The sequence below is a fragment of the Streptomyces sp. HUAS MG91 genome, assembly GCF_040529335.1.
Classification (GTDB): Bacteria; Actinomycetota; Actinomycetes; order Streptomycetales; family Streptomycetaceae; genus Streptomyces; species Streptomyces tabacisoli.
In genome coordinates this window covers 5,082,346-5,094,422 of record NZ_CP159534.1, presented here as the reverse complement: position 1 = coordinate 5,094,422, position 12,077 = coordinate 5,082,346, and the positions used below count along the sequence as shown (strand labels likewise).

6 protein-coding genes are annotated in these 12,077 nt (G+C 74.0%); all 6 read right to left on the bottom strand.

Translation table 11 applies throughout. The features are described 5' to 3' along the window. Position 1 precedes the first annotated feature (1 nt). The 6 genes from ABII15_RS23305 to ABII15_RS23280 all read right to left on the bottom strand — a co-directional run bounded on the left by ABII15_RS23305 (position 2) and on the right by ABII15_RS23280 (position 11,796). Positions 2–1,672, bottom strand: coding sequence for a serine/threonine-protein kinase (locus tag ABII15_RS23305; protein WP_353944229.1), 1,671 nt, complete (start codon positions 1,670–1,672; stop codon positions 2–4). 79 nt (positions 1,673–1,751) lie between these two features. Beyond that, complete coding sequence (locus ABII15_RS23300; protein ID WP_353944228.1) at positions 1,752–3,362, bottom strand: serine/threonine-protein kinase; 1,611 nt, start codon at positions 3,360–3,362, stop codon at positions 1,752–1,754. Between the two features lie 65 nt (positions 3,363–3,427). After that, a complete protein-coding gene (locus ABII15_RS23295; protein WP_353944227.1) occupies positions 3,428–5,068 on the bottom strand; it encodes a serine/threonine-protein kinase in 1,641 nt (546 codons plus the stop codon). Between the two features lie 158 nt (positions 5,069–5,226). After that, positions 5,227–7,629, bottom strand: a complete 2,403-nt coding sequence (locus ABII15_RS23290) for a protein kinase (protein ID WP_353944226.1) — start codon at positions 7,627–7,629, stop codon at positions 5,227–5,229. Positions 7,630–7,781: 152 nt separating this feature from the next. Next, positions 7,782–9,743 (bottom strand): serine/threonine-protein kinase, encoded by a 1,962-nt coding sequence (locus ABII15_RS23285; protein WP_353944225.1) that lies wholly within the window; start codon positions 9,741–9,743, stop codon positions 7,782–7,784. A 343-nt stretch (positions 9,744–10,086) separates the two neighbouring features. Next, the gene (locus ABII15_RS23280) at positions 10,087–11,796 is read right to left on the bottom strand and encodes a glycerol-3-phosphate dehydrogenase/oxidase (RefSeq protein ID WP_353944224.1); all 1,710 of its coding nucleotides are present in this window, start codon (positions 11,794–11,796) and stop codon (positions 10,087–10,089) included. Between the last annotated feature and the right edge of the window lie 281 nt (positions 11,797–12,077).

The window sequence follows — 12,077 nt, the reverse complement described above, 5'->3', positions numbered from 1 at the left end:
GTCAGGAGTTCTCGATCTCCAGGTTGGCGACGGCGGCGTCGGCCACCTCGCGGCCGCGGTCGGCGAAGTCGCCCTCGCGCGGGTAGCCGATCATCAGCTCGTACATGTCGCCCTTGGCCTTCACGTAGAGGATCCGGACCTCGCGCTTGAGGGAGCCGCTGGTCTCGGAGGTCTGGTAGGCGATGGTGTTCGCGCCCGCCTCGTCGTCGCCCTTGTACGTGGTCGGCTTCGGGTCGCCCTTGGGCGCCGGTTCGGAGGCCATGCCGATGTTCGAGTCGCCGCTCGACTCGAAGTCCTTGTTGTCGGCGTAGGCCTGGGCGGCGCCGTCCTTGGCGATCTCGTTCAGGGAGTCCTCCGCCTTGCGGCGCACCGAGAGGCTGACCCACACCGCGCCGCTCGCGTCGGTGTACTGCACCCAGTGCGCGCCCTTGGGCGCGTCCGCGCCGGGCTTCGACTCCGTGTACCCGGCGGGCGCGGCGACCGTCGCCTTCAGCTCGGGGACACGGTGCTTCTCCCAGCCGTCCGGCAGCGGCCCCGCGAACGGCCGGGCGAGCACCAGGTACGCCACGGCCGCCAGAACGACGACGCCCGCCGCGATCCCGGTCAGCGCCTTGCGGCCGAGGCGGATGCCGCCCTGCGCGGAACCGATCCGCACGACCTGCGTGGGGGGCTGGACCGGCGGCTCGGCGGCGCGCTCCAGCAGCGCCCGCACCTGTGCCGCGTTCGGCCGGTGGGCCGGGTCCTTCTGGAGCAGGCCGTTGATGGCGTCGGCGAGCGGGCCCCGCGCGGAGGCGGGCGCGGCCGGCGTCGCGTTCAGCACCGACTGGAGGGTGGCCGGGGTGTTGCTGCGGCGGAACGGCGAGACGCCCTCGGTGGCCGCGTACAGCACGACGCCCAGCGACCACAGGTCGGAGGCGGGGCCGGGCCGCTGGCCGAGCACCCGCTCGGGCGCGATGAACTCGGGCGAGCCGACGAAGCCGCCGGTGTCGGTCAGGTTCGTCTCGCCCTCGATGTGGGCGATGCCGAAGTCGGTGAGGACCACCCGGTCGTGACGGCCCAGCATGACGTTGTCCGGCTTGACGTCACGGTGCAGGATCCCGGCGGCGTGGGCGGCCTCCAGGGCGCCGAGCACCTCCAGGCCGACCCGGGCGGCCTCGCGCACCCCGAGCGTGCCCTCCTGGAGCGCCTCGCCGAGCGAGCGGCCCTGCACGAACTCCATGACGATCCAGGGCTGTCCGTCCTCGACGGCCACGTCGTGGACGTTCACCACGGCCGGGTGGTCGAGCCGGGCCGCGGCGCGCGCCTCGCGGCGCATCCGCTCGAAGGCCTTGGACCGCTCGCGCTCGGGCAACTGGTCGGGCAGCCGGGGCTCCTTGACGGCGACCTCCCGGTCCACCGTCTCGTCCTTGGCCCGCCACACCGTGCCCATGCCGCCGTTGCCCAGCTTGCTCAGCAGGCGGTAGCGCCCGGCGACGACCCGGCCCGCGCCCGGGTCCGGCTGCCGCGGGGGCGCCACCTGGGTCGGCTGCGCGGCCGGGGCGGGAGCGGGCTGCGCGTAGGGGTTGTCGGGGTGCGGGACGTACGACGGCTGGGGCCGCGGTGGCTGCAGCCCGAAACTGGTGGGCTCGTCCGCGCTCCCCGGCCCGTAGGGTGCTCCCCCGTTGTCACTCATGGCCCTATCCCTACAGTGCGGGCGCCCCCGGATCCACCGGGGTCACGGAGTTGTGACCGCGCTGATGCGCACGCACGGGTCAATCCCCTGCGGACGGTACGAACGTGTCGACCGCGGCGTCGAAGTGGGCCCGTCCCGTGCCGGCCTCACCCACCGGCGCCGACACCCACACGTCGTACATCCGGCCGCCCTGCTCCCAGCACAGGTCGACGGTGTGCCGGGCGCCCTCGGCCGCGCTGAATCCGTCCCAGGTGAACTCCCACAGGGCGGCCGCGTGCCCGTCGTGAGTGGTGTCGGTGACCTTCCCGGCCCGGTAACCGGGGTTGTTCCTCGGCCCGTCGGCGGCCGACCGCCGCTGCGTCGCGCCCGGTCCGCCGCTGCCGGTGTCCGCCACCTTGATGCCGATGCGGAAGGTCCTGCCGGGCGACATGTAGAAGGTCCGCGGGCCGTCGACCTCCCGCGCGAAGCCCTTCGGCACGGCGAGCCGGAAGCCCCCGGGGTCGTCGGCGATGCGGTACCCGGCGGGGGCGGAGGCGCTCGGTGTCTCGGTGCGGGTCTCGCGGCGGGTGACGGTGACGGTCGGCGTCGGCGTGGGGGTGGGCGAGAGCGACGCGGACGGCCGCCCGGGCGCCGAACTCGTGTTGCTCGGTGGCGCGTTGTCGCCGGTGCCCTGCTGGGACCGGAGCACGGCGACCGCGATCGCGGCCCCCGCGACGGCCGCGACGAGCGCCGCCGCCACCAGCAGCACCCGGGTCGAGGGCCCGCGCCGGGCGGCCGTCCGGGGTCCGTCGCGCCGGGTCGGCGTGTAGATGGCGCGGGCGGGGTCCGTCCCGTAGGGGAGGGCGGGCTGCGGAGTCGCTCCGGTGGCGAGGTAGGCGCGCAGCAACCGCTCGGCCTCGTCGAGGCCCAGGCGCCGGGCCGGTTCGCGCTGGAGCAGGCCCTGGATCACCGGGAGCAGCGGCTCGGCGGCGGCGGGCGGGCTGATGTCCTCGTACACGACCGCGTGCAGGATGCCGCCCAGCGAGTCGCGGCGGAACGGTGATTCGCCGGTCAGCGCGGCGATGAGCAGCACGCCGAGCGACCACAGGTCGGCGCCCGCCCCGGCCCGCTCCCCCGCCATCCGCTCGGGCGCGGTGTACTCGGGCGAGCCGACGAAGCCGCCGGTCTCGGTGAGCGTGGAGGCCCCCTCGACCTGCGCGATCCCGAAGTCGGTGAGCACGACGCGGCCGGTGGCCGCCTCCAGCAGCACGTTCGCCGGCTTGAGGTCGCGGTGCAGCACCCCGGCGGCGTGCGCGACCCGCAGCGCGCCGAGCAGCGCGAGCCCGATCCGGGCGGCCTCGACGGCGTCCACCGGGCCCTGCCGGGCGATCCGGTCGGCGAGCGAGCCGCCGCTCACCAACTCCATCACGATGTACGGGTGTTCGTCGTGCAGGACGACGTCGTGGACCACGATGATGTTCGGGTGCTGCAACTGGGCGACGGCCCGCGCCTCGCGCAGCATCCGCTCCCGCTGCTGGCGGGCGTCGTCCTCCGACAGGGTCTCGTCGAGACCGAGTTCCTTGACCGCGACCTGCCGCCCGAGCAACGTGTCGGTCGCCCGCCAGACGACGCCCATGCCACCGCGTCCGATCCTGGCCTCAAACCGGTAACGCCCGCCGATCACACGGACGTTGTCCCCCTCGGTCCCCATACGCCCCATCATGCCGCACGGGTGTCCGTATTGAGGGCGGCGTTCCGGTCAGGGCGGCGGCACTCCTAACCGGCGGGCCGCCATCCCTTGCGGATGTTCTCGAACTGCGCTCGGGCGCTGGGCCACTGGCCCGCGGGGGCGGAGAGGTAGAGGGCGTACTCGGTGCCGTCGTGCGCCACGTACGTCTCCTCGATGGCGCGGCGCGGTCCGGGCGCCGAGTCCTTGGAGCCGCCGGTCCAGGTGAAGTCCCACAGGGAGCCCTTCTGGTCCCGGAACGTGTTGGCCTGCAACGACACCCGCTGGTAGTCGGGGAGCGACTTCTCCAGGGTCTTCTCCAGGTCCAGCTGGTGCTGGTAGGAGTCGGGCCAGTCGGAGGACTCGTCGATGCCGATGCGGACGAAACGCTGACCGTCGCCCGGCCCGTAGTCGATCTGGGTCTCGGTGCTGGAGTCCAGGCGGTGCCAGCCGGGCGGCACCATCAGGCTGAACCCGGCGGGGTCGTCCACCGGCTCCCAGTCCGCCGGGATGCCGCCGGTGCCGGGTCCCGGCGACGCCGACGCCGATCCCGATCCCGAGGGCGTCGGGCTCTGCGGCGCGGTGCCGCCGGTGCCTCCGTCGCCGCCCGCGTCCTGCCGCGACGACGAGCCGGAGTCGCGGTGGTCCAGGTAGGAGAGCGCGCCGAACGCGCCGCCGCCCCCGACGAGCAGCGCCGCGACCACGCCCGCGACCCACACGGGCCAGCGCCGCTGCCGGGCGCCCGTGGCGGTCGTCGTGGTGGTGTGCTGGACCGGCTGCGGTGCGGGAGTCCGCGGGACCGGCGCGTGCGTCGCCGCGGTCGGCGACGACGACGGGTGCACCTGCGTCGGTACGTACGCCTGCGCCCCGCCCGCCCGGCGCCCCTCGGCGACCTCGGCGAGCATCACCTCGGCCTCGTCGGAGCCGGGCCGCGCCGCGGGCTCCTTGCGCAGCAGCGCCGCGATGACCGGTCCCAGCTCCCCCGCGTGCTCGGGGATCTCGGGCTCGTCCTCGACCACGGCCTGCATGGTGCTGATCGGCGAGGTGCGGCGGAACGGGGAGCGGCCCTCCACGGCCGTGTACAGGGTGGCGCCCAGCGCCCACAGGTCGGAGGCGGGGCCGGGCTCAGAGCCGCTGACCCGCTCCGGCGCCAGATAGTCCACGGAGCCGACGATCTCGCCGGTGCGGGTGATGGTCGAGTCGCCCTCGACCTGCGCGATGCCGAAGTCGGTGAGCTTGACGCTGCCGTCGCGCGCGAGCAGCACATTGCCGGGCTTCACATCGCGGTGCAGCACCCCGGCCCGGTGGGCGGCCCGCAGCGCCCGCAGCGTCCACAGGCCGATCCTGGCCGCCTCGGCCGGGACGATCCGGCCGTGCTCCTTGACGGCGTCGGCGAGCGAGGGGCCCTCGACCAGTTCCATGACGATCCACGGCCGGTCGTCGTGCTCAAGGACGTCGTGGACGGTCACGACCGCCGGGTGGTTGATGCGGGCGGCGGCCCGCGCCTCGGTCTGCGTACGGGCGAGGAGCGGGGCACGGTCGGCCTCGGACACCCACTGAGCGGCCGTCAGTTCCTTCACGGCGACCGAGCGGTGGAGGACCTCGTCGTGCGCCCGCCAGACGCGGCCCATGCCGCCGCGGCCTATGGATTCTCCGAGCCGGTAACGGCCCGCGAGGAGGTGGCCCTGCATCTGATTCACGTTCCCCCGCAAAGGTCTTGACAGAGCCCACCCTAGGGAGCGGGCGCCACTCAAGGAACAGGCGGGGCCTCATGAAACAGCACTGTGACGCGCGTCGCGTTCACCTTCCCGTCGCCCGGAGGTTCCCGCGGGGGGTGCCGCGGAGGTGCTCAACCCCCGTACTGGTAGGTGGAGGACGCCTGGTCGAACAGGCGCGACACCTCGTCGCGCTCCGCCTCGGGACCGCGCACCTGCACCACGTGGTACCTGCCGCCGACGACCATGGCGAGATTGCGCACGAACACCTGCCGGCCGTCGCCGCCCTGCCAGGTGAACTGGCCCTCGGCCATCGTCCGGCCGCCCACGTCGATGGTCTTCATCCCGCTGGACGTGGCCCAGGTCGAGTCGCGGAACGGCTGGAGCTCGCGCTCGTCCTCCCGCTGGTACTTCATCGGGTCCTTGCCGTACGTGGCCGTGGAGTCGCGGCCGGGGACGACCAGCAGCTCGAAGTCGCCCTGCGCGTACACGACCTGTCCCCGCCCGTTCTTCCCCTCCCGCTGCCAGCCCTTGGCGACGGCGACCTCGAAGCCCTCGGGGTCCTTGCGCAGGGTGAACCCGGCGGCGACGTCGGACTGCGGCTGAGTGGAGGACGGCTTGGAACTGCTGTGTCCCTTGGGCGACTTCGCGGGGGCGGGCGTCGACGGCTCCTGGCTCTTCTCCGACTGCCGGGGCGCGCCGCCCACCGAGTTGGCGTTCTCCCGTGTGCCGCCGTCGCCGCCGGTCCCGGACTTCGGCATGAAGACCATGGCGTACGCCACCGCGCCGACGAGCCCGACCAGGACGAGGGTGACCAGCAGCTTCCCGAGCGACCTGGGCTGCCGGGGCTGCCGGGGCGCGGTCTCCCGAACGGCGCGGGGCGGCTCGGGCATCCGGGGCGGCCTCGGCGCCTTGGGCGCCTTGGGTGCTTTCGGCGCCTTGGCCGGACGGCGCGGCTCGGCCGACTCGACGGGGTGCGGCATCCGCTCGTCGCGGCCGCGCTTGTGCCGGCCCGCTCCCCGGCCCGCACGGCGCCTGCGCACCAGCTCGCCCCTGCGGCGCTTGATCGGCAGCCGGGTCGCGTCGTAGGCGGGCGCGGGCACGACGTGCGTCCCGGCGTCCGGCTCGGGCGCGGAGCGCACCAGCGACCGCAGCCAGCCCTGCAGCTCCTCGAAGTCCAGCCGCTCGGTGGGGTCCTGGCGCAGCAGCGACTCCACGACGGGCCGCAGCGGCCCGCACTCCTCGGCGAACGCGGGCGGCTCGGCGCACACCATCTGCACCAGCTCGGGCGTGGACTCCTCCGGGTAGGGGGCGTGCCCCTGCACGGCGCGGAAGAGCAGCGCGCCGAGGGCCCACAGATCGGTGGCGGGCCCGACGGGCGCGGCGAGCTGCCAGCTCTCCTGCACCGGATAGGCCTGCTCGGGCGACCAGCGCTCGGTGACGGGCCCGACGACGGTCATCCGGACCTGCCGGGCGCGCTCGGCGTCCAGGGTGGTGAGCGCGGGCCCCCTGGCCGCGGCCCCCGCGGGCGGGGCCGGCTCCGGGGTCTCCGCTTCGGCGGCGGTCTCGGCGCCGGGTATCAGCTCGTTCCACCGGGTGGGCCGGACGGCCGGGGCGGGCTCTGGCGAGGCGGGCCCGGCCGCGGGCCGCCGGGTGGCGCCGTGCCAGGAGTCCCGTACGCCGTAGGGGTCGTCGAGCTGCCCCGCGGACTGTCCGGGGGGCTGTGCCGCGGGCTGTCCTGCGGGCTGGCCGGTGATCTGCCCCGCGGCGGCCCGGGCGCCCGCCCGGTACGCGGCGATCGCCCCGGCGCGGGCGGCCCGGAAGTCGCCGGCCTCGATGGCGGGCGCGGGTGCGGGCGCGGGCGGCTTGGAGAGCGCGGGACGCTCGGGCGTCGGCGCGGGTGCGGGCTCGGGGTCCGCCTCGGGCTCCGGGGCGGGGCGCGGGTCGTACCCGCACAGGGCCTCCTCGGCGGCGCCGGCCGCGAGCCCGGTGAGCACCACCCGGCCGTCGTCGCAGACGAGCACGGTCCGCGCCGTGATGTTCCGGTGCACCCAGCCGTGCGCGTGCAGCGCCCGTAAGGCGGTCAGGACGTCGGCGGCGATCTCGGCGGCGCGGTAGGGGCTCAGCGGCCCCTGGGCGAGCAGCGCGGCGAGCGGCCGGGCCGCCACCACCTCGCTCACGACCCACAGCGACCCGCCCTCGGCGAACACGTCGAAGACCTGGTCGAGCCGGGGGTGGTCGGGTATCTGCGCGGCGGCCTGCGCGGCCTCCATGGCGCGGGAGACGGACGGCTCCGTGGAGGAGCGGACCGGCGGAGCGCCGGGCCTGAACCCCTCCGGCAGCCCGTCCGCGTCGAGCACCTCGGCCTCGACGACCTCGGGCAACGGCACCTGCCGGACGAGGACTTCCTGCCCGCTGTAGGTGTCGAAGGCGCGGGCCGCCCACGACCGCGTCGTGTCATAGGCGTCGTAGTCGTCGGCGACCGGCAGCGGCAGGCGGTACCGGTCGGCGAGCACCCGTCCCGCGTACTCGTCCACGACGCCTCCCGCTCCGCCCGCCGGTCAAATCCGTTCGCTTTGCGACCCGTTACCCGTACTGATGCGCCCGCATACGGCTGCGTACGGTTCGCAAGCACTCACGATACGTGCCGAACGGCGTCGAGGGAGAGTGTTCAGGACTTGCGTGAAGATCACGACTTGGGTGTGAACGTCTGTGTAAAGGTCTTCCAGGTGGACTTGCGCAGCGCACTGCCCCAGTCGTCGCCCTTCGCGGTGTACATCAGCCCGTACCCCAGCGAGCCGTTCACCACGAATCCGCGGTCCACGGATCGGTACTTGGTGCCCCCGTCGGTGTAGGTGAACTCCCAGTCGGCCGTGTTCCAGCCCCGGTAGTCCACCGCGGCTATGCGTATGCGGTGGTAGGCCGAGCGGCGCATGTACCGCTCCTGGTTCTGCCAGTCCGCGACCGGGTCGGACTTCGGCGTGGTGGTCCAGCCGACCAGCAGCTTCTGGCCCTGGGGGCCGGTGAAGCGGGCACCGGCCGCGCTGGTGGAGACGTACTTCCAGCCCTTGGGCAGACCTATTTTGAAGCCCTGGCTGTGCTTGTACGTGGCCTCGGCGGCCGACCCGGAGCCCTTGCCGGACGAGGAGCCCTCGCCGGGCGAGGACGAGTCGTCCGCGCTCTGCGACGCGGACGAACTCGGGTCGCCGCCCGCGCCCTTGCCGTCCTTGTCGTCGCCCTTGCCGCTCTTGTCGTCCTTGTCGCCCTTGTCGTCCTTACCGCCCTTGGCGTCGTCGCCCGCGGTGGCCCCGGCGGAGGGCGAGGTCTTGTCACCGCCGGCCTTGCCGCTCCCGTCGTCGCCCCCGCCCAGCGCGAAGGCGAGCACGGTGCCGACCACGACGAGCGCGGCGACGACCGCGGCGATCACCAGGGTGCGGCGCGGCACGACGTCCGTGATCGCGGCCTTCCTCGCGGGGGCGGCCGGGGACGATCCCGCGGAACGCTCCGCGACGGCCGTGGCGGCGGCCCTGCGCACCGAGCTCAGCGCGCCGCGCAGCCGCTCGGCGGCCTCCTCGCCCTTGGCGGCGACGCCGGCGGCGGCCGAACCCGCCTTCCCCGGGCGCTTCTTGTCCTCGTCGGGCAGCGGCGGCAGCGGCACGACCTTGGTCGCCTCGACCGGCTCCGGCGCGGGCGCGGCCTTCGGCTCCGGCGCGTGGATGACGTCGTTGAGCAGCGCCCGGGCGCCCGCGTCGTCGAGCCGCTGCGCGGGGTCCTTGGCGAGCAGTCCGTAGATCACCGGCGCCAGCGGTCCCGCGTTGGCCGGCGGGTCGACCGGCTCGGTCATCACGGCGGTCAGCGTCGCGATCGCCGACCCCTTGTCGTACGGGGGCACGCCCTCGACGCAGGCGTAGAGCAGACCGCCGAGGGACCACAGGTCGGCGGCGGGCCCCGGCTTGTGGCCGCGGGCGCGCTCCGGAGAAATGTACGAGGGAGCGCCGACGAGCATCCCGGTGGACGTGATCGACGGGTCGCCCTCGACCTGCGCGATGCCGAAGTCGGTGAGCACGACCCGGCCGTCCTCGGCGATCAGCACGTTCGACGGCTTCACGTCGCGGTGCAGGATGCCCTCGCGGTGGGCGGAGCGCAGTACGTCGAGGATGGCGAGGCCGACCTCGGCCGCCCGCTTCGGCTCCAGGAGACCGTCCTCGCGCACGGCCTCCGCGAGGGACTTGCCCTCGACCAGCTCCATCACGATCCAGGGCCGGTCGTCCTCGTCGACGACGTCGAAGACCGTCACCGCGCCGTTGTTGCGGATGCGGGCGATCGCCTTCGCCTCACGCAGCGTGCGCGTGACGAGGCGGCGCTTCTCCTCGTCGTCGATGCTCGACGGGAAGCGCAGTTCCTTGACCGCGACCGTGCGCCCCAGCGTCTCGTCCTTGGCGCGCCACACCGTGCCCATGCCGCCGCGGCCGAGCACCGCGCCCAGACGGTAGCGTCCGGCGAGCAGTCGGCCCTCCGCGCCCCGCGACGCACCCTCGGCCTCGGCGCCCGCTGAGGACTCGGCACCGGTCCCGACCCCGTCCGACACGGAAGAGTCCTGACGAGTGCTCTTGTCCTGGCGGGCCTCGCCCGCCCGCTCCGCGTCCGACATGCGTCCCCTCTGCAACCCGCCCTGACAGAACCTTCATTGTCCCTCACACCAGGACCACTTGACGCCCAGGGTCACCCCTCGCACCACCTGCTCAAAACCGTCCCGCCCGCACGGCGGCAGGACCGGACGGACCGTCACACGCGCACTCCGGACACTCCCGGCCATACCCGTGGCCACGCCCCTTCTGTGCCGGTATCCGGCCAGCCCACCGCAGTTCGTCGCCCCGGTTCAGGCCACTCTTCCCTCGCATGTCGGCCAGGGCAAGGCCCGGGGGTGGTCAACACCGCATCCCCCCAGGGCCGTTACGGCCGCACCCCGCACCGGGCGCGGCCGGTGGCGACGGCTACGACAGCGGCACGATGTCCGGCGCGCCCAGCCGCGCCGCGTCGGCGGTGAGGTCGTCGGGCTGCAACTGCGACTCGCGCTCGGCCTGCACCCGCTTCTCGTAGTGCTCGACCTCCCGCTCCACCTGGTCCTTGTCCCAGCCGAGCACCGGTGCCATCAGCTCGGCGGCCTCCCGCGCGGAGCGGGTCCCCCGGTCGAAGGTCTCGATGGAGATCCGGGTCCGCCGGGTCAGCACGTCGTCGAGGTGCCGGGCGCCCTCGTGCGAGGCGGCGTAGACGACCTCGGCGCGCAGGTAGTCGTCGGCCCCGCCCAGCGGCGCGGCGAGCCCGGGGTCCTGCGCGATCAGGTCGAGCACTTCCTCGGCGAGCGCCCCGTACCGGTTGAGCAGGTGCTCGACGCGCACCACGTGCAGCCCGGTCCGGGCGGCGATCCTCGCCCGCGCGTTCCACAGCGCCCGGTAGCCCTCGGCCCCGATCAGCGGGACGTCCTCGGTGACGCACTCGGCGACCCGCTGGTCCAGCGCGTGCACCGCCTCGTCGACCGCGTCCTTGGCCATCACCCGGTACGTCGTGTACTTGCCGCCCGCGACGACGACGAGCCCGGGCACGGGGTGTGCCACGGTGTGCTCGCGGGACAGCTTGCTGGTGGCGTCGGACTCCCCCGCGAGCAGCGGGCGCAGCCCGGCGTACACGCCCTGCACGTCGTCGCGCGTGAGCGGCACGCCCAGCACCGAGTTCACGTGCTCCAGCAGATAGTCGATGTCGGCGCTGGACGCCGCCGGGTGGGCCTTGTCGAGGTCCCAGTCGGTGTCGGTGGTGCCGATGATCCAGTGCCGGCCCCAGGGGATCACGAAGAGCACGCTCTTCTCGGTGCGCAGGATCAGCCCGGTCGTCGAGTTGATCCGGTCCTTCGGCACGACGAGGTGGATGCCCTTCGACGCCCGTACGTGGAACTGCCCGCGCTCCCCGACCAGGGCCTGGGTGTCGTCGGTCCACACGCCCGTGGCGTTGACGACCTGGCGGGCGCGGATCTCGTACTCGCCGCCCCCTTCCACGTCCTGCACCCGGGCCCCGACGACCCGCTCGCCCTCGCGCAGGAAGCCGGTGACGCGGGCCCGGTTCGCGACCTGCGCGCCGTACATGGCGGCGGTGCGCACCAGCGTGGCGACGTAGCGGGCGTCGTCCATCTGCGCGTCGTAGTACTGCAACGCGCCGGTCAGGGCGTCCTTCTTCAGGGCCGGCGCCACCCGCAGCGCGTGCTTGCGGGTCAGGTGCCGGTGCATGGGCAGCCCGCGCCCGTGGCCGCGCGCCATGGACATCGCGTCGTACAGGGCGACGCCCGATCCGGCGTACAGCCGCTCCCAGCCCTTGTGCTGGAGCGGATAGAGGAACGGCACCGGCTTCACGAGGTGCGGCGCCAGCCGCTCCAGGAGCAGGCCGCGCTCCTTCAGCGCCTCCCGGACGAGCGCGAAGTCCAGCATCTCCAGATACCTCAGCCCGCCGTGGATCAGCTTGCTGGACCGGCTCGACGTGCCGGACGCCCAGTCCCTGGCCTCGACGAGCCCGGTGGACAGGCCGCGGGTGACGGCGTCCAGCGCGGTGCCCGCGCCGACCACGCCCGCGCCCACCACGAGGATGTCCAGCTCCCGCTCGGCCATCGCCGCCAGAGCCTGCGCACGCTGCTCGGGTCCCAGTGTCGCTGCCTTCACTGCTGCCTCCCGCTGTCGTCGCCGCCGGCCTCACCGGCTGGTGCCGGGTGGTCCCGGGAGATACCGGCCCGTTCCCGATTCTGACCCTCCTGCCCGATTACGGCCACCAGCAGACCTCCGCCTGTGGACAACCTTCGGCGGCGACGGCGACATGCCCCAACTCATGGCGGCCCAATGAGGCATATCGGTCATATTTACTCCTAGTCTGACTGTGCGCTCGCCCGTTCTGTCCACAGGGCTTGCGTCCACGTCCCGCTCCGGCTAACGCCGGTCCGCCTCCC

Excerpts from the sequence above, each read along its gene's own strand:
- ABII15_RS23305 (WP_353944229.1), bottom strand. The coding sequence starts at position 1,672 with ATGAGTGACAACGGGGGAGCACCCTACGGGCCGGGGAGCGCGGACGAG.
- ABII15_RS23295 (WP_353944227.1), bottom strand. The coding sequence starts at position 5,068 with ATGCAGGGCCACCTCCTCGCGGGCCGTTACCGGCTCGGAGAATCCATA.
- ABII15_RS23300 (WP_353944228.1), bottom strand. The coding sequence starts at position 3,362 with ATGGGGACCGAGGGGGACAACGTCCGTGTGATCGGCGGGCGTTACCGG.
- ABII15_RS23285 (WP_353944225.1), bottom strand. The coding sequence starts at position 9,743 with ATGTCGGACGCGGAGCGGGCGGGCGAGGCCCGCCAGGACAAGAGCACT.